Origin of the sequence: Mycetohabitans endofungorum, assembly GCF_037477895.1 — a bacterium.
GTDB lineage: Bacteria > Pseudomonadota > Gammaproteobacteria > Burkholderiales > Burkholderiaceae > Mycetohabitans.
In genome coordinates this window covers 1,145,299-1,166,261 of sequence record NZ_CP132744.1, presented here as the reverse complement: position 1 = coordinate 1,166,261, position 20,963 = coordinate 1,145,299, and the positions used below count along the sequence as shown (strand labels likewise).

The window sequence follows — 20,963 nt, the reverse complement described above, 5'->3', positions numbered from 1 at the left end:
ACGGCACTGGGTAACACCTCAGCGCCGTTTTCTAAATGCTTGATTCTTATAAATTCTTTGGGGTGGCCGATGGGACTCGAACCCACGACAACAGGAATCACAATCCTGGACTCTACCAACTGAGCTACGGCCACCACTGCAGGAACCGATATATCGAGGAACGCTGCACGCCGGTAAGAACGATCACCAGCGAAGACCGAAATTATACGCAGGGATTTCCCATTTTGCTAGCGGTAGAACGCAAAAAATTCTGACCCAGATACTGGCTTCACTCGGCATGCGCTTTCGCCATGCGATCGTACCCGAGCGGGCGGGCGTTGAGCATGGCGCGCGCCTCGTCGAATATGCGCGGATCGCCAGTGGCCAGCTTTCGATGATCCGACAACACGCGACGCCACCCTCTCGCGCCAGGCTGGTCGCGATAAAGCCCGAGCATATGCCGCGTGACGGCGCCGATGTAGGTGCCCCGAGCTTGTTCGGCCCGAAGGTACTCGATCATCGCCTGCTCGATCTCGCCGCGCGTGCGCACCAGCGCCGACGGCTCGTAGAAGCGCCTATCGACGTCTGCCAGCAGAAAGGGGTTGTGATAGGCTTCGCGCCCGATCATCACGCCGTCGACGTGATGCAGGTGTTCATGCGCCTCATCGAGCGTCTTGATGCCGCCATTGATGACGATCTCGAACTCAGGGAAGTCGTGCTTGAGTCGGTACGCGTAGTCATACTTCAACGGTGGAATCTCGCGGTTCTCTTTCGGCGACAGGCCCTTCAGTATCGCGTTGCGCGCGTGAACGATAAATACGCGACATCCACCTTGCGCCACCGTGCCCACGAAGTCGCGCACGAACTCATAGTCGTCGATCGCGTCTACGCCGATCCGATGCTTGACCGTCACGGGCATTGCGACCGCATCGCACATTGCCTTCACACAATCGGCGACCAACGTTGCCTCCTTCATGAGGCACGCACCGAACGCGCCGCGCTGCACCCGCTCGGACGGACAGCCGCAATTCAGGTTGACTTCATCGTAGCCCCACCGCTCTGCCAGTTTCGCGCAGCGGGCGAGCTCGTCCGGCTCGCTGCCGCCGAGCTGTAATGCAATCGGGGCCTCCTGTGGCATGAACGACAGGTGTCGTGCGACGTCGCCAAACAACAGCGCGCCAGTCGTCACCATTTCCGTGTATAGGTAGACGTGGCGGGATAACTGCCGGTGGAAATAGCGGCAATGGCGGTCGGTCCAATCCATCATCGGCGCGACGCAGATGCGTCGGGCGCGATGGGCGTCGAAATGGGTCATTGGAGCAGCAGTCGCAGAATGCGCAGTATGAAGGATAAGATAATATTTTATCGTCTCTGCGGCAGCTTCGCGCCCGCGCGTGTCTTTGCGCAAAAAACCCAGCCTGCGACGGCTGAAGAAATTGCTAATTCAAAAATACATTCCCTCAAAACTTGAACTCATCGCAGCAGCCCGGAGCCGTTAAGCGTTATCGCTCGCTGCAGACCGTCTCGCTATGTTCGACGGCGCCAAGCGCGAGCCATACGCCGACGCCATCGGCCGGATGGTATGCGTCGTCCTCAATTATTTCGACCATGCTGCCGAAACGAACATGCCGGTGCCACCCAAACCGGAAGAAATCCCACAGACGCCGGGCATGTGACTCGAAGTGAGCAACAAGCGCTATTAGCAGCACAGCAGCAGGCAAACCACGATCTTCGCTGTGACGACGCTCGTGTCATATATCAGCCCGTTCATCAATCTTCAGCTTTGGGTTGCCACTTCAACAGATACACCGCCGGGTGTCGACACGGGCTCTCAAAACAGCGCCGTGTGCTCTACACGTCCAGAGGATACGGCTTCGCCTCCTGCTCCATCGCCCACCAGGCGCCATGCTCGAGCCTCCCTCATTCATTTTGGCGGATCAGTGCGCGCCCAGGCGAACAGAGGGGGCCGGGTATGCCCTTTACGATCATCGCTGGACCACACTCGGTCCATTGGAAAGTCTTCAGCCGCAGCACGCGCTGCGGCTTTTTTTCTACTTCGCCTTCTCCGCGAAGTTAGTTACCGCCCCGCCGCCCGTGGAGATACCTTGCCCTGCGCCAGACACCGTGTTGCATCCGGCCAGCATGAGTATTGTAGCGATCATACGCGTCATTAACTCATCATTGCGCGGCGCCGGCCTTCCGTGCGTTCGAGCACCGATTCATCGGGCAATATGTCGTGCTGGCCGGCAATGCCCGCCGGCGCCACGGTGCGGTCCCGGCCAGCATAATCCCGCCGGCATGGCCAGCGCCTGCAACAGCGCACAGTCCCCCGCAGTGCGATTTATGCTTCAATGAAAGATAGAATCGAGTTCGCGCAGGCGCCGGCCGCTGTGGCGTGACAAAAGGAGAAAGCGATGAGGCAAATGACATGGCTAACGAAGTACAGCGTCGTAGTGGTGGCCACCTCCGCAGTCGCTGCGCCCTACGCCAGCCGCGCGGCAAGCCAGCTCGCGCCGTGCTCCGGTTGGACGATTCCGGCAGGCACGGCGGCGTCGCCCACTGTAGCAAGCGCCTCTGGCGCGAGATCTGCCGCTGTGGGCGCTGGGTCGTCCGCGCCAGTCCCAGGCAGCGGCGCAGGTGGTATGTCGAAACGTCCTGAAGACGCTGGCAAGGCCAATAACCCGGACAACATGCCGATCAAGCGCCCGGATTCGAAGACCAATGACCGCATCCTGCGAGATCACCTGCCAAGCGATGCGATCGCCCGGTAGCACGGCGCGACATGTAGCAACTGAACGGCGGCGAGGATCGCGCTACAGACGCGCGATCGACACTTCTGTGGATTTAGCCAGCACCACCACTTCAGCACCAACCTTTAAGTTTAGTCCGCCGATCAAGCGCGTCGTGATGGCCAACGTCAAGATGCCAACACGATGTCAAATGGTGTTTCTACATCGACAGGGCCAGGCGCACCCTGAACTGCGAGCCTAATGACCTAGTTGCACCAACCAAGCAACTTTTTTCAGCTTGAGTTGTGCCGATTCGTAATATGCGCGAATCCTCACCTGAGGTCACTATAATGAATATCCTAAGCGTGCAAACACGCGCCTGCCGTCTGTCAATCCCATCATGCAAAGTGTCATTTTGCCGTTCATTGCCGGCTTTCTCGCCGTGCTGTTTTTTCACGAGGCGGCGATCGCGTTGCTGCACGCGGCCGCATTGACCGACCAACTGCCGTTCTCGATCAAGCCGTTCGCCCCCCTCGGCGTCCCCGAGTTCCTGCTCACCGCACTGCTCGGCGCGCTATGGGGCATCGTGCTGGCGTGGCTGCTGCGCGTCGATCCACAACGGCCTGCGCCATGGCTCGGCTCATTCGTGTTTGGCGGCGTCGTGCTGACCGCAACAACGGTGTTCGTGCTTGACCCGATCCGCGGTATCTGGCCTAGCGGCAACATGCTGCCGCGCCTCGCGTTCGGTTTCGTCGTCAATGCGATGTGGGGATTCGGCGCGCTGGTGTTCATGCGCGCGTTCATGAAGGACAGTGGCGAGCCGTCATGAACCGCCTGCGGCGCGCAAGCCAGGCCGAAACGCCGTCGCGCCCGCGCAGCACAACGATGCGACGGGCCGCGACAGCGACGCGGCGGATCATCCGGAGCCGGCAGGGCCACCGTGCGGTCCCACGGCCTGGCGGTTCGCGCCGGTCACTCCCGTAACGCGTCGCCAGGAGGGAAATGACCGCTCTTGAGCAGCACCGGGTGTCCGTCGCAGCGCTTCAGATGCTCGCGCGCTGTTTCGAGGATGCGCGCGCGGCCCCGGTCGAACGCGCGGATCCAGCCGTCGCGGTCGTTCGATACAACACCGAAATGATCCTCCAGGGCTTCAACGGAGATGGCGCAACGTACCCGCTCACCATTGACAATGGCATCGAACTCCACGGTCAGGTTGCTATCGCGGTACGCTCCGGCTTCAGCGGGAAAATCAATCTGCATGCCAGCCTCAGGAATCGGACGTGGATTCCCATTCTAGCGAGCCGCAACATGGCCCGCCAAGTCGGTCGATCGCTAGACGCCGATTCAGTCGTGCGGCAACGCCAATCCGCTGTAATCGTGCCCGAGCAAAGCACAGAGCGCTTCGACCACCAGTTCATGGTCTTGGCGTTGCGCAAGGCCCGACACGGTAACCGAACCGATTACGCCCGCGCCATGCACGGTCAATGGAAACGCGCCGCCGTACGAGGCGTAGTCGGCGTCTGACAGGCCGTACTTGTCGGCCAGCGTGGCGCCGGACTGTGCAAGGCGCAGCCCCACCGCGTAAGAACTACGCCGGAAATGCTCCACCGTATTGCTCTTGCGGCGCACCCACCGCGCATTATCCGGTGTCGCGCCCTGCAGCGCGCAGTAAAACACCGGATGGCCAAACGTGCGCACGTCGATCGCGACGGCATGCGCCCTCGCCTTGGCAAGCTCATGCAAGTGTGCGCCGAGCTGCCATCCAAAATCCGCGTCAAAGCGTGGCGCAACGAGCGCCTTTTCCTGAAGGGCAATGTGCTGCAGGTCTCGAATGATGTCCATGGGCAATAGTTCCGGCCGGCAACGCCGCCGGTGAATAAGAAGCCGGCAAGGCCGGCCAAGATGAAGCCAATGAAGTCGCAGACTCTCGCATCAGCCAACATTTTACCGGCATGGCGGCGCTGCGCAGTGCATCCGCGAACCAAGCAGTTTCACGTTGCGCTAACATTCCGCGTTGCACATCGTTGCACCGCAGAACAGATCTGTGTATAATTTAATTCTTCGACGGACGCGGGGTGGAGCAGTCTGGCAGCTCGTCGGGCTCATAACCCGAAGGTCGTAGGTTCAAATCCTACCCCCGCAACCAAATTCAGAAAACCTCGGGTGTCGTACGAAACCCGAGGTTTTTGTTTTCCGGCAAGGCAATGTTGCATCTGGAGTGGTATCGGGGGCAGTCATGCTGGAGTTCACGCTGTAGCGTCGACGCCAAGACCGGATAAGATTGCCGCTACCCGAAGCGCCCTCCCTTTACCCCAACGAGCCAGCACGGCTCAATCTGAACACGGCGCAGCCTCAACATTGGTCTACGCCGGGCCCACGACGGTTACGCTGACGAGCTTGTTCGGGCCTGCGGCAGCTTCTGCTCTGCGCATCGCCCACGCAATCCCACTTTAAATACATCACGCGTGAGTACGCTAAGTGAACTAACTCCAATGCCGTCGTATTGGCTAGAATGCGCAATCCGCCGTCCGTTGCGCTCTGACGAAAGACCCATTTAAGGTCCAATGATGATGTTCGAGGATTGCCTGCGCCGATCATACTGGCGTCTCATCGTGGTATGGACATCAGCGATGAATATCGGCGGAAATCCCATAAGGGGGACGCGGCACCTCGTATCGATGCAATTTCAGTTGTCATCCCAGCAAAGACACACTCGCCAACGCTGAGTCCAGCAAACCATTGCGCCAATCCGATGCCGTAAAAGCAGTTCGGGCGCATGCTATCCAAGACCGTATCCGTTCCCGCGTTGACGTAAGGTGTTTCGCACCATAGTGCCTATCGACGATCAGCAGGGAACGGGGAATGGAATGCGATAGTATTGAGGTTCTCGCGATTGCATTGCGTCTCTCCTAGAATGTCGGCCACGCGCCCGATGTTAAACTGCGCACCATTGTCCCACCGACCCTCGATCGATGAAATTTTGTTCTGTCTGCGGCCACGTGGTGAGTCTGCGCGTGCCTCCCGGCGACAACCGCGAGCGCTTCGTGTGTGACAACTGCAATACAATCCACTATCTGAATCCACGTAACGTGGTCGGAACGGTCCCGGTCTGGGACAATAAGGTGCTACTGTGCCGCCGCGCGATCGAACCGCGCTATGGCTACTGGACATTGCCGGCTGGCTTCATGGAAATCGGCGAGACAACCGCGGAGGGCGCCGCACGTGAGACGCTGGAAGAAGCGGGCGCGCGCGTCGAGGTTCAGACGCTGTTCACGCTGCTTAATGTGCCGCATGTGCACCAGGTGCACCTGTTCTACCTCGCGCGGCTGCTCGACATCGACGTGCAGGCCGGCGAGGAAAGCTTGGAGGTGCGGCTATTCGATGAAGCCGATATCCCTTGGGACGAAATCGCGTTCCCGACCGTTGGGCAAACGCTGCGCTTTTTCTTCGCCGATCGCGTCGCGGGCGGCTTCGGCCTACACACCGGCGACATCTTCCGCTCACTGCATGAGAGCTAATCCCGCGCGCGGGTCACGCGCCGCGCGGCGTCGCGGCGCAACGCGCGTGCCGGCACGCCGATCTCACTATGATTCCCTGGCTCAGCCCCGACGATCCGTTCCCGCCGCTTGAGCGCGCGCTGGACGAAGCCAGCGGCGCACCCGGCCTGCTTGCCGCGAGCGCCGAGCTGGATCCGCGACGACTGCTCGATGCGTACCAGCACGGTATCTTCCCATGGTATTCGAAGGGCCAGCCTGTGCTGTGGTGGAGTCCCGATCCGCGCATGGTCCTGGTGCCCAGTGAATTCAAGGTGTCGATGTCGCTGCGCAAGACTCTGAAAAAAGTCCTGCGCGAGCCTTCATGGGAAATCCGTGTGGACGCTGGCTTTGTCGACGTAATGCACGCGTGCGCGAACGCGAACCGGAACGGGCAGCATGGCACGTGGATCACGCCCGCAGTGATCGCCGCCTATGAGGCGTTGCACCGCGCCGGCCTGGCCCATAGCGTCGAAACCTGGGTCGAGGGCCGACGCGTCGGCGGACTGTACGGCGTGAGCTTGGGTCACATGTTCTACGGCGAATCGATGTTTGCACACCGTACGGACGCGTCGAAAATCGCCCTCGCCGCGCTCATCGCGCATTTGCGCGAGCACCGGGTCGATATGGTCGATTGCCAACAAAACACCGCTCACCTTGCCTCGCTGGGCGCGCGTGAAGTATCGCGTCGCGCGTTTATCGCCCACATGCGCGCTGCGATACGGCACTCGCCCATCCCGTGGCAATTCGACAAGCAAGTGCTGCATCGTTACTGGAACAACAGTCACGACTAGCTCGCCCGGACTGCGCGGCGGGGTCCTGCCGCTGGGGTCGAAAGCAATTTGCAAGCTGCGTGTCCGACGCAATGCAGTGCGCGAGCCCACGCTGTCCGATAAGCTTATCGAAGTGGCGGCCCTATAAGGGACACCCTGCTGCTTGGCAAGAGCTCTCGTACCGTGGAAACCTTCGACTATGCTGCTCGGCAGACCTGCGCCACAACCTGCCGTCATTTCGTGATACCGTTGATACAGCCTCGTGTGCTGGCTTGACTTGGCCGCCGCAAACATGCCATCGGCACCGAAGCGATCTGATGTCGCCACATATTGGGCAAATGATTGCTGTGTGAAGGGCTGACGTGACCTACCTGAACGAACTGCCGATATCGCCGCTGTCGGCGCTGCAATTCTATGCGACAGCGCCTTACCCCTGCAGCTACCTGGAAGGACGCATTGCGCGTTCACAGGTCGCCACGCCAAGTCATCTGATCAACTCAGATGTCTATACCGAATTGGTCAAGGCAGGCTTCCGTCGCTCCGGGGTCTTCACTTACCGACCCTATTGCGACGGCTGTCGCGCCTGCGTGTCGGTGCGCGTGCCGGTCGAGCGCTTCGATGCAAGCCGGACCCAGCGCAAGGTGTGGCGCCGCCATCACGAGTTGGTCGCGACGGTCTCGCCGCTGCAATACGACGAGGAACACTACGCATTGTACATACGCTACCAAGCCGCACGGCATGCCGGCGGCGGAATGGATCGTGACAGTCGCGATCAGTACGAGCAGTTTCTATTGCAAAGCCGCATCAACTCGCGGCTGGTCGAGTTCCGCGAGCCGTACGAGCCACGCGGCACGGCGCGCTCGCGCGCGGTGCGCGAAGGCGCGAGCCCCCGCAAGGGCAAACTGCGCATGGTCAGCATGATTGATATCCTCGGCGATGGCTTGTCTTCGGTCTATACGTTCTACGAGCCTGATGTTGAGCGCTCGAGCTTCGGTACCTACAACATCCTGTGGCAGATCGAGCAGGCACGCAGTCTGAAGTTGCCGTACGTGTACTTGGGCTACTGGATTCGCGAAAGCAGCAAGATGGCGTACAAGGCGAATTTCAAGCCGCTCGAGGGACTAGTCGAGGGTCAATGGCGCGATCTGGAGCCTGAACAGGCCGACGTGCCACCGCTCGATACCGCCATCGAACAGCTTGCGCGCCCGGTAAAATAACGGGCTTTCGACTCAGGGCCGTCGGCCCAGCCTACTTCCGTGCTCAGTTCCCTTTATCCGCTCGCACGGGCGCCCCTGTTCCGCATGGATGCGGAGGACGCCCATCACTTGACGCTGCGCCTGCTGGGCGCGGCCGCCCGCGCCGGCATCGCGCGTTGTCTCGCCCCGCACGCGTCCGATGCGCCGCGCACCGTGATGGGCTTGACCTTTCGCAACCCGGTGGGGCTTGCCGCCGGCCTGGACAAGGACGGCGCTTGCATCGACGGATTGGCGGCGCTCGGCTTTGGCTTTATCGAGGTCGGCACGGTGACACCGCGCCCGCAACCGGGCAATCCGCGCCCGCGACTATTCCGACTGCCACAGGCCGATGCGTTGATCAACCGGATGGGCTTCAACAATCATGGCGTGGATGCCTTCGTCGCCAACGTGCGAGCCGCACGCTATCGTGGCGTGTTGGGGCTGAACATTGGCAAGAATGCCGATACGCCGATCGAGCGCGCGGTCGACGACTACCTGTACTGCCTAGAGCGCGTCTATCCGTTCGCCAGCTATGTGGCGGTCAATATCTCATCGCCGAATACAAAGAACCTGCGCCAGTTGCAAGCCGCCGGCGAACTGGATGCGCTACTAGGCGCGCTCAAGGACAAGCAACAGCGACTGGCGGATCTGCACGGCAAGCAGGTGCCACTGGCGCTGAAAATTGCGCCGGACCTTGACGACGAACAGATCAAGTCGATTGCGGACACGCTGCTGCGGCACCGTATCGATGGCGTGATCGCGACCAATACCACGCTGTCGCGCACCGCGGTGCAGGACCTGCGCCATGGCGACGAGGCCGGCGGCCTGTCCGGGCGGCCGGTGTTCGATTCGTCCAACCGGGTGATCCAGCAATTGCACACGCAATTGGGCGACACGGTGCCAATCATCGGCGTAGGCGGGATTTTCAGCGGCGAGGACGCGAATGCAAAGCTTGCAGCCGGTGCATCGTTGGTACAGCTTTATACCGGCCTGATCTACCGCGGCCCGACGCTGGTGGCCGAATGCGTGCGTGCCACTGCTGACCATCGCAATTCGCGCATAGTATAGGGAACACAAATGATATTTAAGCTTTGATTGCAGCTTCGTTATGTTGGCCGCCATTTGTCACTACCCGCCAAGAGGGAAAACGATGAAACTTTCGCTGCTCAAGAAATGGATCGCCGCGACACTGGTTGGCGTCGCGCTCGGCGTGGCCGCTGTGGCTGCACCAGCCGCCGACCTGCTCGATCAGGTCAAGGAGCGCGGCACGCTGCGCATCGGCCTCGAAGGGACTTATCCGCCATTTAACGCTCGCGACGCCCATGGCGAACTCGTCGGCTACGACGTGGACGTGGCCAAGGCGATCGCGCTGCGGCTCGGCGTGAAGCCCGAGTTCGTCACCACGGAATGGAGCGGCATCATCGCCGGACTGCAAGCCGGCAAATTCGACGTGGTCGTGAACCAGGTCGGTATCACGCCCGTGCGGCAGCAGACGCTCGACTTTTCGCAGCCCTATACTTACTCGGTCGCGCAACTCATCCAGCGCAAGAACGATTCACGCCAGTTCAAATCGCTCGGCGACCTGAAGGGCAAGAAGCTCGGCGTGAGCCTGGGTTCGAACTACAACGACATGGCTAAGTCGGTGCCCGGCATCGAGGTGAAGACCTACCCGGGTGCACCCGAGTATCTGCGCGACCTGGCAGCGGGCCGCATCGACGCGGCGCTCAACGACCGGCTGATGCTCGCGTACCTAATTAAGACTACCGCGCTGCCATTGCGTCCGAGTAGCACGCTGGGCCAGCAGGAACGGGTCGGTATCCCCTTCAAGAAAGGCGACCCGAAGTTTGCCAAGGCCATTGACGACGCCATTGCACAACTAAAGGCCGATGGCACGCTGCCGAAGATCTCCGTCAAGTGGTTCGGCATCGACGTGACCCGACCGCTGAAGTAAGCCGCCACCTCGATGTCACCGTTGATGTTGTTGCTGCAGTCCGCGCCCGCGCTCGCCGCGGGTGCGTTGCTGACGATCAAGTTCGCGCTGCTATCCATGGCGTTTGGGCTAGCCGGCGGCCTGCTCATCGCGCTGATGGGCGTCAGCGAACGGCGTTGGCCGGTGGGCGTCGCTCGCGCATACGTCAGCGTCATGCGCGGCACGCCGCTGCTGGTGCAGATCTTCGTTGTTTACTACGGCCTGCCGAGCGTGGGAATCGAGTTGGATCCAACGCCGGCCGGCGTGCTGGCGTTGTCCGCGAACGTCGCCGCGTACCTGTCCGAGAGCATGCGCGGCGCAATCTTGGGCATCGCACGCGGCCAATGGCTCGCCGCGTACAGCTTGGGCCTATCGCGCCAGCAGACGCTGCGCTATGTGGTGGGGCCGCAAGCGCTGCGCATCGCGGTGCCGAGTCTGTCTAACAGCCTGATCAGTCTGATCAAGGACACCTCGCTGGTATCGGTGATCACGGTGACCGAACTGCTGCGCAGCGCGCAGGAAGTGATCGCGGCCACCTACCAGCCGCTGCCGCTTTATGTCGGCGCAGCAGGCGTGTACTGGGTGCTGTGCCACCTGCTCGAGGGACTCCAGCACCGGCTCGAACGCTACCTCGCACTGCCCACGCGGCACTGAGCGGCCATGCGCTCAGTGCGCGCCGACGTCGATTTCCCGGCGGAACCAGCGCACCGCGGGGTGACTCCAGGACAGCTGCCGCGGCGGCGCGCGTGCCTTACGCATCGTTGTGCCTGGTGCGCATCATTGTGCGCCCCCGTACATAGATAACGCCGAGTGCTGCGGATAATGGCCCGAATGGCCATGCGCAGAGCGCACGCGGCGTCGACACCGCGTTGGCCGCGAGGCCGCAACCCCATCCGAGAGGGCCCACGCTTGAAGGTAGCGATTGTTCACGACTGGCTGGTCGTCCATGGCGGCGCCGAACGGGTGCTCGCCCAAATGATCGACTGTTTCCCGCAAGCGGACATCTTCAGCCTGGTCGACTTCCTGGAAGACCGCTCGTGCCTGCGCGGCAAGCCGGTCCACACGTCGTTTATCCAGAAGTTGCCAATGGCCCGGCGCAAGTACCGCGGCTACCTGCCGCTGTTTCCGCTGGCCATTGAGCAATTCGATCTGTCCGGCTACGACGTGATCCTGTCCAGCTCGTACGCCGTAGCCAAGGGCGTGCTGAACGGGCCAGACCAGTTACACGTGAGCTATGTGCATTCGCCGGTGCGCTACGCATGGGATCTGCAGCACCAATACCTGAGCGAGGCGGGGCTCACGCGCGGCGTGAAGTCCGTGCTCGCGCGCGCGCTGCTGCATTACATCCGCAACTGGGACGCGCGTTCAGCCAACGGCGTGGACCTGATCGCAGCAAACTCGCGTTTTGTCGCGCGGCGCATCCGTAAGGTCTATCGTCGTGATTCGACGGTCATTTATCCGCCGGTGGATGTCGAGCACTTGCGATTGAATACTGCCAAAGAGGACTTCTATCTGACCGCGTCCAGGATGGTGCCCTACAAGCGCATTGACCTCGTCGTGGACGCCTTTTCTCGGATGCCACAGCGTAAGCTAGTCGTCATTGGCGACGGCCCGGAGATAACCAAGATCCGCGCGCTGGCAGGCCCGAACGTGACGCTGCTCGGCTATCAATCCTTCGACGTGTTGCATTCGCACCTGCAACGTGCCAAGGCATTCGTGTTCGCCGCCGAGGAGGACTTCGGCATCTCACCGGTCGAAGCGCAAGCGTGCGGCACGCCCGTCATCGCCTACGGTAAGGGCGGTGCGCTCGAGTCGGTGCGCGCCCATACCGACGCACAACCCACTGGCCTATTCTTCGATGCGCAAACCACGCCCGCGTTGATCGATGCCGTTGAGCGGTTCGAGGCGCTGCCCTGCGGCACGTTCACGCCGCTCGCATGCCGCGCCAACGCGCAACGCTTTTCTGCGGATCGCTTCCGTGCCGCGTTTTCCAGCCTGGTCATGGAAGGCTACCAGCGGCTGCAGGCCGAACTGGCGACGCCAGTCAACGATCCGGCGCGCAACGACATGCCGTCGTATGCGATCATGCCAGACCAGCCGGCTGTCGCCACCACGCTGGCGTGCGCGCCGTCCAGTCGCGTAAGCTGCTGCGCACCGCGCCCGATACGCATCCCCAGTTTGTGATCTCAAAGGCACGGAGGACAGCTTCGCGCATTCCGAAGGATGCCTGACTGATACATCGCCATCTTGACTATGCCGCAATCCCGCTCGATATGGAACACGTGGACACCACCGCGCTGCTCGATGTCGCGAAACGTGACGCGGCGAGCATACAGCGAATGCCAACGATGATGGCCCTCGACTTCCTGCCGGATATAGGCGCAATGAACAAGAACGGGCGAACGGCCTGATTGCATCTCGCTCACGTCGCTCGAGATCACCACGCGCTGGACTTAATGTAACGATTAAATTTTTGTCGTTAATTTTATAGATATTACAGTGCTATCCCAAAGCGCTTTTCGGCTACATCGTGCGTAACTGGCGCAAGTACCGTCTCTCAATTGGCTCGATGATCAAACGCGTTATTAACGACATCAACCAAATTGGCTTCCCCGGTCTCAAGCGCAGCATTTAGCGCTATGTCAAACCGCCAATATGCTTAGGATTTAAGCACATGGCCTTTGCAATGTACTATTCTCTTACTATACTGAATTCAGCCACGTCGTTCATGAATGACATCGGCCTCGGAGCCACCCATAATGTTGGTGGTGTTTTTAAGCTATGAAAAAGGAGATTCTTATGGATCAGTCCCAAAGCATGAATTATCAAGCATTGGATTTACCGCTGGATGACGAATCACTGATGGAACTGTGCGCTTCCGAGTCGACGCTGGGTGGCTCAGGGAACTATAGGGAGGCTGGCGTTGGCCGCTTCCTATAATCATTAATTTGGTATAAAACCTTACGCTAAGCAATACGCCGAGCACTGTCTACATGGATGTATATGCGTGGCAGGCGTTGTGAGGGATTGCTTAGCGTATTTTAACCTAATAATATTAAATTATATACGTCACTCAGCGAGCATAAAACGGGAGTACCCGCCAGCGGGGTTTCGCGTGTGCAAGTCAGTAAGGCGCAGTTCTTCGTCGCGACGCTGTGCTGGTCGCGCCATCAATACGCCGAACTCGTGTTTGGTCTCCCTCCGTTCCCGCTATAGCATCGCCTCCTCAGACGGCAGCGTCGGCGTAGCTGCCGGCACATGTGCGTGCGCGTAGGACGCACGGGCAAGTTCGGCGTGCAACGATAGGCAAGCCTGCCGCTCATCGAGCACGTCGGCAAAAAGTTCCGTGAGGAACGCCTCGCATAATGCCGCTACCCGCTCGCGTGCTGCCGGATTCAGCACCTCATGGTCCATGTTGGGTATCACGCGAGCATGCGCACCGCCGATCCGTGCGAGCCATTGGCCGCCATGACCGAAATGAACCTCGAGTTCGTCCAGACCATGGTCCAGCGGACTAAATAGCAACTGCACGCGAACCCCGCGCGCGGCCAGCTCTTTCATCTGGCGACGCACCCGCTGGCTGCTGCCCGGCGTATCCCGCATGTCTTGCGTCCAGGCGGCCGCAAGGCCCCGCGTGCGCGCCACTGCATAGCGGCACAGCGTGCCGATGACCGGCCACAGGCTGACCTCGCCGCGCAACACCTGGGCCCACTTCTGCGCGCGCCACATCGAGCGGAAATGCGCGCGGGTCGATCCGGCACCCACCCGACCAGCGTCATGCATCGTGAACCCATCGGGAAACGAAAAACCGAACAAGTTCACCAGTATCAAGCCCCGAATCGCCGCATTGTCGAGCGCGGCACGCAAGCCCAGGTACGCACCGGAGCAAATACCGAACACCGCAATGCCCGGATGGCCACGCGAGCACGCCCAATCGACCGCATCGGACGTGTCGGCGGCCAGCGCGTCGAAGCTCAACGAGCCCGGGTCGGTCTGCGTGGCCGCCGCTGCGCTGTCGCCCAGCCCGCTCGCATCAAGCCGCAGCGAAGCAAACCCCGCACGCGCGAGCTGGCGCGCCAACTCCACGTTGAAGCGTCCGTCCCCGACATGGTGCGTGGCGGCCGTGTTGGGGATCACAACCAGCGGCGCACGGCCCAATCTGTCCGCCGGTTCGCAGAGGATGCCGAACAACCGACCTTGATCCAATTTGACCGGCTGCTCTACCATCCAGTCAGTCTGAAGCGGCGCACCGGCACACACCAGCATCGGCGATGCGGGACACGATGCGCCCGCCGGGGCGGTCTGAGGCGTCACCTCTTCGTTCACCAGCCACCGCGTGACGACGTCGAGTGTGGCCTGCGGCACTTCGGCGAGCCAGGATGGCTGCATCGCGCCCGGGTATTCGGCGAACAAACCAGCGTCCACACGTGCGCCTTGAGACCGGTACACATCGGCGAGCGCATGGCTCGGATCGTGCGGGTCGACATGCATGATCAGCACCGACGCCGCGGGCGGCGCCTGGACACGGCGTAAGTCGTGCTTTGCTACCTGCTCCATCGCGGCCAGGTCGAACCGATGCCCGAGCACATCGAATGCGCCAGCCGGTGGCGCGTCTGTCTGCACGTGCGAGCCCGTCTTCTCTCGCCACGTTTGCTGCAGCACCTTGAGTTCGCGAACGAACTGCCGGCCCGAGACGACGGGCGCCATCAATACGACGCGCTGCGCGCCAACCTGGGGCGCGGCCTGCGCGGCCACCATTGCGCCGTAGCGCGCCCCGACCAGCGCAATGCGTTGCACCCCCGTCATGCGCCGCAGATGTTCGACGGCGCTCACCGCTTCGCCCGTCCATTGGGTCGGCTCGACCAGCGCGTCACGATCCAGCGAATCGCCGGTACCTGCATAGTCAAAGCGCAACACCGGAATGCGCCGCGACGCCAACCGCTCGGCTAGTTGCCGCATCGTCTGGTGCAACCATAATGCTTCATGCCCGAGCGAGTTGCACAGCACCACGCCCCAACCCGCGTCGCCCGGATCACCAGCCTGCGCGCTATGAAGCCAGCCGAAATGCCCATCAAACGAGACAGGCCGCATCGTCGTGTCCATTCTCTAACCCTCGTTGTTCTTTCACCCGGCGCCTGCGTGTTGTGGCGCACGGGCCACCCGGCCGTGCCCCTCCATGACGACGCGTCCACAGCACGGATGCGCCGGTTAGTAGGCGACATCCGTAGAAGTGGGGTCGGTGCGCTGACGCACCCAATCGGGCCATGCTCGTCGCCGTGCGCGTGCCGCCTTCGCGTTGCTCCCCGCGCCCAAGGCGGGTATCGGGTTTAATCACGACCCTCAAGTTTCGCGCAGTGCTGCCGATATGCAGCAACGATGGCCAACAGTGCAACGGCGCACACCTTGCCGAATCTCGCGCTGTCGGGCGGGGGGACACGCCGAACGAGGCGGCGCGCTTGAAGGGAAAGGACCATGAATAACATGCTACATATCGTCATCATCGGGCTCGCGATCCAAGCCGTCGCACTCTTTGTTGCCATGGCGTTCGGGCGCGCAGCCAAGAGCGGGGATCGTTTCGAAGAACTAGACGAATTCGACGACGCGCGCACCATCGAGGGGACGTTGCTCGCACGCTTTGTCGCGCGGCTATTGGCCGCATGGCAACTTCCATAGGTTCTGCCGCACTCGCTGCGGCCAGGCGGCGATATCGAAACCATGCAATTTGAATAGCGAGAGCGCAATCCGTTCAAGCCCAAAGCCGCAACACCCAGTATGCGCGATTTCGCCGGTTTCGGTACGGATGTCCCACGTCTTGCCGAAGTTGTCCATATGGTAGTTGAAGCTGCCACACGCGGTCGGCTTGTTCGGATTGAGCACGGTCACCGCCGCTTCGAACTTGAGCTGCAGCGCACGTTGGCTGTTTGCCACGACGCGCCCGCCACGGCCGAAAAACGGATCGTTGGCCAGCTCCAGCGACATCGGCAGTTCCAGCGCGTCGAACATCCAGCGCGCATGGTCCATCCAGTCCTGTCGGAAGGCGAGCACTTGCTCGGGCGTGCCCATCCTGACAAACTCACGTTGCCGAAACAGCTGCATCCGCTCCGGCTCCAGTGACGGCTCCTGACGGAAAACATACGAAAAAATATCAATCAGGTGGCCTTGTGCCGGCACCGGACCGCGCTTGGCCATCACCGAGTAGACGGGATAGCAGGCCACTGGCGTCATCATGATGCGTGTAGGCTTTTGCTCGGCGGTCCAGTCCTCACCTTTATCCAGGCACGCGAGCAAGCGGGGATGGCTAAAATCATTGCCGCAAAAGCTAAAGACCGTGCCAGCCAACTGCGGAAAGTTCCTTAGATAACCGCTCTGCTCAAGCAACGTGCGGCTCATCGCCGGCGGAAACCGCATCACGTCAGCGCCGCGCTCCACCCCCCATGCACCGATCAAGTCGCTGATGCGCTCAACGACGTCCTCGAATACGGCGCCACGGCCGTACAGCCCGTCGACATCGCTTGGAATTAGCAAGCCGCGCTCGAATAACTGTTCGAGAAAACTGGCGGCGCCCGCTGCGTCGTTCAGCTCGCGAGCGGCCGCCGCGCGATCGTGCTCGTTCGGCACGGTTCCAGGACCGGACCGCTTGGACTCTAGATTGGCACTACTCATGTTCGGTTCCTTTGGTGAGGATTCGTGTCGCATGATCGATGCTGTGCTTTGCGGATTCCGGGCGGATGAAAACAGCGCGGCAGACGCTATCCGGAAACGCCACCGTGCAGCACCGTAAGCGCACGTTGTACGCGAAAACCCGCACGGGCATCGGTTCGCTGCCGAACAGTGGGTCAGCGCACGTTGATCATGCAATGCACAACGCCGGCGTCGCGACCTCACGACCCCGCGGGAATCCATGCCAAATAGTGCGCTTGCGAACAGAGCCCGCACGCACTCGCCAGTACCTTCGTTCCATAGGGTGCGGACGCTTTTGGCGTTGCAACATTGCGGTGCCGGCTGCACACGGTGCTATCCGGCCACGCTTGACGTTTTCCGCGCTGGCTGAACGAGGAACCCATCATGGACTGGAAATGCTGCGAATTCAGGCAACTGAGTTCGGACGAGCTATATCTGATCCTGCGCGCGCGCAATGCCGTACTAGTTGTCGAGGACGCTCACGTGCACTTGGACATCGACGGCAAAGACGAGCACGCGTTGCACGTTTTCGCGATCGATACACGCGCGCAGCAGCGATCGGTGGGAGGCTACGCGCGCCTGCTGCCGGGCGATGACATCGACCCGGAAACGATGATCGACAAATTCCTGACGAGCGCCGCGCGGCGCGACGACGACACCGCCGAGCGACTGCTCAGGCGGGCGCTGGGCCATGCGCGCGAGCGTTGGCCAGGTGCGCCGGTGCGGATCCACTCGCCGATCTACCGCGAAGCGTTTTATAGCCGGTTTGGTTTTCGCAAGGTCGATGGACCGTTCCTCGAACACGGCATGCCGTACATCGGCATGATCCACTCAATGCGCGACGCGACTTTGCCCAGCCGCGGCCTACTACGCGGCGTGCGCGGCCTCGTCGAGCCGGTGGCCGGCGCGCTAGGCAGCATCGCCCAGCCGGCCCGCGCGGCGCGCGCCGATGCGCGCACCGAACCGGACGCTTACCCATTCTCACCTCGCCTTCCCGCAGATTCCGGAGTAAATCGATGACCGGCACCGAGTCTACATTCACGTCTTCCGTCCCGGCCGACGCGCCGCCGCACCTGCTGCCGGTGATCCTGGCCGGCGGTTCCGGCACGCGGCTGTGGCCGCTGTCGCGCGAGCACCACCCAAAGCAATTGATTGGCCTGATCGCCGATGAATCGCTGCTGACGGCAACTGCCCGTCGCTTGGACGGCATCAGCAGCGCGACGCTAGATGACGAACTGCTGCTCGTGTGCGGCGAGCGCCACCGTTTCATGAGTGCCGCGCAGGCGCGCGCCAGTGGCAAGTCCGCCCGCATCCTGTTGGAGCCGGTAGCACGCAACACCGCGCCAGCGCTCACGCTTGCTGCGCTGGACGCGCAGGCGCGTCACGGCGACCCGGTGCTGGTGGTGATGCCCGCCGACCATGCGGTCACTGATCCGAAGGCGTTTCAGGACGCCATCGCGCTGGCCGCCTGCTACGCGCAAGCCGGCGCCATCGCCACGCTTGGCGTGCTGCCCCGGCACGCAGAGACCGGCTATGGATACATCCGAATCGGCGCACCGGTGCAGCATACCAATGGCACACTGGGCGGCCACGCAATCGAGCGCTTCGTCGAGAAGCCGCACCAGGAACTGGCCCGCCAATACCTGCAGTCCGGCGAATATTGGTGGAACAGCGGCATCTTCGTGGTACGCGCGTCAACCTGGCTCGCGGCAATCGCCGCGCTGAACCCGCCTATGCATGCCGCCTGCGAAGCAGCTTGGCGAAGCGGCGCAGAGCAAGCCGGTGGCTTTTTCAAGGCAGACGCGGTCGCCTTCGACGCATGCCCGTCCGATTCGATCGACTACGCCGTGATGGAACGGCTCGCCGATCCAGCGGGTCCGGGTATCCAAGGCGTCGTTGTGCCCCTGGCGGCCGGCTGGTCCGACGTCGGCTCCTGGGACGCCATCTGGGAAATCCTGCCGAAGGACGCAGCCGGCAACGTATCGCGCGGCCGCGTGATCTTCGAAGGCACGGAGGACAGCTTCGCGCATTCCGAAGGACGCCTGATCGCCTGCGTTGGCTTGAAGGACATCGTGGTGATCGAGACCGCCGATGCAGTGCTGGTCGCTAACAAGCATGATGTACAGCAAGTCAAGGCCGTGGTGGCACGGCTCAAGTCCGAGCAATACGTCGAAGCCGAAGATCATCGCAAGGTCCATCGCCCCTGGGGCTATTACGACTCCATCGACCACGGCGAGCGTTTCCAGGTCAAGCGCATCGTTGTCGAGCCGGGCAAGCAATTGTCGCTGCAGATGCACTACCATCGCGCGGAGCACTGGACCGTGGTGCGCGGCACCGCGCGCGTGACGTGCGGCGACAACACGTTCCTGCTGAGCGAAAACGAATCGACGTATATCCCGCTGGGCACGGTGCACCGGCTTGAGAATCCGGGCAAGACGCCGCTGGAGATCATTGAGGTGCAATCCGGACACTACCTGGGCGAGGACGATATCGTGCGGCTGGACGACCAGTACGGCCGAGCCTCTCAGCCGGCGGCGGGCGCACCGGGCGCATCCGGCGCATCCGGCAAACATGGCGCACCCAGCGCACCCGGCGTGTCCAGCACGTCCGGTGCCACACCCGTCGCAACCGCTCATGCGGCGGGAGTCGCCGATGCTGTGCAAGCCGTTTCAGACACGGCTGTCTCCCGCGCTGAGGGAACGCCGAGCGCCACGGCCGCGCCGCGCGGCGGCGTGAGCGCATGGCGGGCCGGCCGTTGACCGTGCGCGCCAAGGGACCCACCGTCGCCGAGCGCGAGATGAAGGTGCTGGTCATCAACGATTTCGTGCGCAAAGGCGGGGCGGAGGAAGTGTACCGGACCTCGGTGGACGTACTGCGGGAGTTGCCCGGCGTGGACGCCGAGGGCTTCGACGAACGATCAGTGCCCCCCGCGCATGGCATGGCGCGGCGCGCGTGGAATCCTGCCGCGGCGCGCGCGCTGGCCGCCACGATCGAACGCGTGCAGCCCCAACGCGTGTTGGTGCACAACTATCACAGTCTGCTGTCGCCATCGATTCTGCCAGTCATACAACGATACAAGCGCAAGCTCGGTTACCGGACCTTCCTGACCTGCCATGACTACCACCTGGTGTTCTACAACCCGAATCTGTTGATCTATCCGCAACCGGGCGTGTCCAAGCCTCTGCCGCTGGAGGCGCTGAGCGACAGCCGGCGGCTGCTCACATGCGCCAGTGCGCGCGGCATGCTGCACGATGCGGTGAAAAAGCTGCATTGGCACGTGGTTGATACGTTGTTGAATCCGTCTGCTGTCTTTGACCAGTTCCTGTGCCCAAGCCCTTACATGCGCGATGCGCTGGCACGGCGCGGCATTACGCGCTCAGCAATCCTGCCCAATCCGGTCAATACCCGCATCGTCCAGGCGCCGCCCCGCACCGTCGACAAGGACCGCTTCGACCTGGCGTTCGTTGGACGCATCGAGCCCGAAAAAGGACTGGATCCGTTTCTCGAACTGGCCAGCCACACGCAATGGCATCGGCTCAGCAGCGTGACCGTCTACGGCGACGGCTCGCAACGCGATGCCCTGCACGCGAAGTACAAGGCGCTGGTCGATAACGGCCGATTGCGCTTTGCAGGTCGGCTCGACCACGCGCAGTTGTTTGAGGCGTTGCGCGCGCACGATGCGGTCCTGCTGCCGTCGATCTGGGCTGAAAACGCACCGTTGGTGATCGTCGAGGCGGCGATGATGGGTCTGCCAGTGCTCGTGCACGATCTGGGCAGCCTGGCCAGTTTTGGCGATGAAATCGGCAACAAGATCAAGTACCAGCGCACACCTGCCAGCCTGGTCGCCGCGCTCGATGCACTGGGCATGCATTTGCGCAACACGCGGCGCCGCTACGATTGGTCCCAGTATACGCGCGAGCACTATGCGACACGGTTGAGCGCCCTACTCGATTTACATGCCGGAACAGAACCCGATACCGTACGCAAATGGGCATGATCGATCAGCGTGACACCCGCGTGAAGCTGCGGTGCACGACCTGTGCCGGTTCATTTTCTCCAGTCCG

22 protein-coding genes and 2 tRNA genes are annotated in these 20,963 nt (G+C 61.9%); 17 read left to right on the top strand and 7 right to left on the bottom strand.

All coding sequences use genetic code 11. The features are described 5' to 3' along the window. Positions 1-58 precede the first annotated feature (58 nt). Together RA167_RS05205 and dusA are read right to left on the bottom strand one after the other, a co-directional pair. Positions 59-134 (bottom strand) — tRNA-His (locus tag RA167_RS05205). 134 nt (positions 135-268) lie between these two features. Continuing rightward, on the bottom strand, positions 269-1,294 hold the full coding sequence (dusA, locus tag RA167_RS05200; RefSeq protein ID WP_076786899.1) for a tRNA dihydrouridine(20/20a) synthase DusA: 1,026 nt from the start codon (positions 1,292-1,294) through the stop codon (positions 269-271). 214 nt (positions 1,295-1,508) lie between these two features. Here dusA and RA167_RS05195 point away from each other — a divergent pair, with 214 nt between their 5' ends. Then, positions 1,509-1,655: a hypothetical protein gene (locus RA167_RS05195; RefSeq protein WP_175972443.1), complete on the top strand. Its 147-nt coding sequence runs from the start codon at positions 1,509-1,511 to the stop codon at positions 1,653-1,655. 375 nt (positions 1,656-2,030) lie between these two features. Here the strand turns inward: RA167_RS05195 and RA167_RS05190 are convergent, their stop codons facing one another. Continuing rightward, the gene (locus RA167_RS05190; RefSeq protein ID WP_076786897.1) at positions 2,031-2,150 is read right to left on the bottom strand and encodes an entericidin; all 120 of its coding nucleotides are present in this window, start codon (positions 2,148-2,150) and stop codon (positions 2,031-2,033) included. Between the two features lie 471 nt (positions 2,151-2,621). Here RA167_RS05190 and RA167_RS05185 point away from each other — a divergent pair, with 471 nt between their 5' ends. Continuing rightward, positions 2,622-2,750 (top strand): hypothetical protein, encoded by a 129-nt coding sequence (locus RA167_RS05185; RefSeq protein WP_255710750.1) that lies wholly within the window; start codon positions 2,622-2,624, stop codon positions 2,748-2,750. Between the two features lie 358 nt (positions 2,751-3,108). Further along, a complete protein-coding gene (locus RA167_RS05180) occupies positions 3,109-3,537 on the top strand; it encodes a hypothetical protein (RefSeq protein WP_076786895.1) in 429 nt (142 codons plus the stop codon). Between the two features lie 143 nt (positions 3,538-3,680). Here RA167_RS05180 and RA167_RS05175 read toward each other — a convergent pair whose 3' ends face one another. Next, positions 3,681-3,968: a DUF1488 domain-containing protein gene (locus tag RA167_RS05175; protein WP_076786893.1), complete on the bottom strand. Its 288-nt coding sequence runs from the start codon at positions 3,966-3,968 to the stop codon at positions 3,681-3,683. Positions 3,969-4,052: 84 nt separating this feature from the next. Then, positions 4,053-4,550 carry a heme-degrading domain-containing protein gene (locus RA167_RS05170; protein ID WP_076786891.1) on the bottom strand — a complete coding sequence of 166 codons (498 nt, stop codon included), beginning with the start codon at positions 4,548-4,550 and terminating at the stop codon, positions 4,053-4,055. A gap of 227 nt (positions 4,551-4,777) precedes the next feature. Here RA167_RS05170 and RA167_RS05165 point away from each other — a divergent pair. The 10 genes from RA167_RS05165 to RA167_RS05120 all read left to right on the top strand — a co-directional run bounded on the left by RA167_RS05165 (position 4,778) and on the right by RA167_RS05120 (position 13,158). After that, positions 4,778-4,854: transfer RNA gene (locus RA167_RS05165), tRNA-Met, on the top strand. Positions 4,855-5,680: 826 nt separating this feature from the next. Beyond that, complete coding sequence (locus RA167_RS05160; protein WP_076786888.1) at positions 5,681-6,226, top strand: NUDIX hydrolase; 546 nt, start codon at positions 5,681-5,683, stop codon at positions 6,224-6,226. 68 nt (positions 6,227-6,294) lie between these two features. Continuing rightward, positions 6,295-7,035 carry a leucyl/phenylalanyl-tRNA--protein transferase gene (aat, locus tag RA167_RS05155; protein WP_076786886.1) on the top strand — a complete coding sequence of 247 codons (741 nt, stop codon included), beginning with the start codon at positions 6,295-6,297 and terminating at the stop codon, positions 7,033-7,035. Positions 7,036-7,376: 341 nt separating this feature from the next. Continuing rightward, positions 7,377-8,231 carry an arginyltransferase gene (locus RA167_RS05150; RefSeq protein ID WP_076786884.1) on the top strand — a complete coding sequence of 285 codons (855 nt, stop codon included), beginning with the start codon at positions 7,377-7,379 and terminating at the stop codon, positions 8,229-8,231. Positions 8,232-8,270: 39 nt separating this feature from the next. Then, the gene (locus tag RA167_RS05145) at positions 8,271-9,317 is read left to right on the top strand and encodes a quinone-dependent dihydroorotate dehydrogenase (RefSeq protein WP_076786882.1); all 1,047 of its coding nucleotides are present in this window, start codon (positions 8,271-8,273) and stop codon (positions 9,315-9,317) included. An 82-nt stretch (positions 9,318-9,399) separates the two neighbouring features. After that, complete coding sequence (locus tag RA167_RS05140; protein WP_076786880.1) at positions 9,400-10,200, top strand: cystine ABC transporter substrate-binding protein; 801 nt, start codon at positions 9,400-9,402, stop codon at positions 10,198-10,200. Between the two features lie 12 nt (positions 10,201-10,212). After that, entirely contained in the window at positions 10,213-10,872 is a 660-nt protein-coding gene (locus RA167_RS05135) for an amino acid ABC transporter permease (protein ID WP_076786878.1), read from the top strand. A 255-nt stretch (positions 10,873-11,127) separates the two neighbouring features. Further along, positions 11,128-12,402, top strand: a complete 1,275-nt coding sequence (locus tag RA167_RS05130) for a glycosyltransferase family 4 protein (RefSeq protein WP_338877269.1) — start codon at positions 11,128-11,130, stop codon at positions 12,400-12,402. A 98-nt stretch (positions 12,403-12,500) separates the two neighbouring features. Then, the gene (locus RA167_RS05125; RefSeq protein WP_286133118.1) at positions 12,501-12,629 is read left to right on the top strand and encodes a hypothetical protein; all 129 of its coding nucleotides are present in this window, start codon (positions 12,501-12,503) and stop codon (positions 12,627-12,629) included. Positions 12,630-13,017: 388 nt separating this feature from the next. Then, entirely contained in the window at positions 13,018-13,158 is a 141-nt protein-coding gene (locus tag RA167_RS05120) for a burhizin family lasso peptide (RefSeq protein WP_175972442.1), read from the top strand. A 270-nt stretch (positions 13,159-13,428) separates the two neighbouring features. On the opposite strand, the gene RA167_RS05115 is transcribed toward RA167_RS05120, so the two are convergent. Beyond that, positions 13,429-15,321: an alpha/beta hydrolase gene (locus RA167_RS05115; RefSeq protein WP_076786873.1), complete on the bottom strand. Its 1,893-nt coding sequence runs from the start codon at positions 15,319-15,321 to the stop codon at positions 13,429-13,431. 369 nt (positions 15,322-15,690) lie between these two features. On the opposite strand from RA167_RS05115, the gene RA167_RS05110 reads away from it, so the two are divergent. After that, on the top strand, positions 15,691-15,891 hold the full coding sequence (locus tag RA167_RS05110) for a hypothetical protein (RefSeq protein ID WP_076786871.1): 201 nt from the start codon (positions 15,691-15,693) through the stop codon (positions 15,889-15,891). On the opposite strand, the gene RA167_RS05105 is transcribed toward RA167_RS05110, so the two are convergent. After that, positions 15,865-16,881: an amino acid--[acyl-carrier-protein] ligase gene (locus RA167_RS05105; RefSeq protein WP_083706098.1), complete on the bottom strand. Its 1,017-nt coding sequence runs from the start codon at positions 16,879-16,881 to the stop codon at positions 15,865-15,867. The genes RA167_RS05110 and RA167_RS05105 overlap by 27 nt on opposite strands. 402 nt (positions 16,882-17,283) lie before the next feature. On the opposite strand from RA167_RS05105, the gene RA167_RS05100 reads away from it, so the two are divergent. The 3 genes from RA167_RS05100 to RA167_RS05090 are packed head-to-tail and all read left to right on the top strand — an operon-like array spanning position 17,284 to position 20,896. Continuing rightward, positions 17,284-17,919, top strand: coding sequence for a GNAT family N-acetyltransferase (locus RA167_RS05100; RefSeq protein WP_076786866.1), 636 nt, complete (start codon positions 17,284-17,286; stop codon positions 17,917-17,919). Further along, a complete protein-coding gene (locus tag RA167_RS05095) occupies positions 17,916-19,658 on the top strand; it encodes a mannose-1-phosphate guanylyltransferase/mannose-6-phosphate isomerase (protein ID WP_076786864.1) in 1,743 nt (580 codons plus the stop codon). The genes RA167_RS05100 and RA167_RS05095 overlap by 4 nt, the downstream gene beginning before the upstream one ends. A gap of 38 nt (positions 19,659-19,696) precedes the next feature. After that, positions 19,697-20,896 (top strand): glycosyltransferase family 4 protein, encoded by a 1,200-nt coding sequence (locus RA167_RS05090; RefSeq protein ID WP_076787840.1) that lies wholly within the window; start codon positions 19,697-19,699, stop codon positions 20,894-20,896. Positions 20,897-20,963 lie beyond the last annotated feature (67 nt).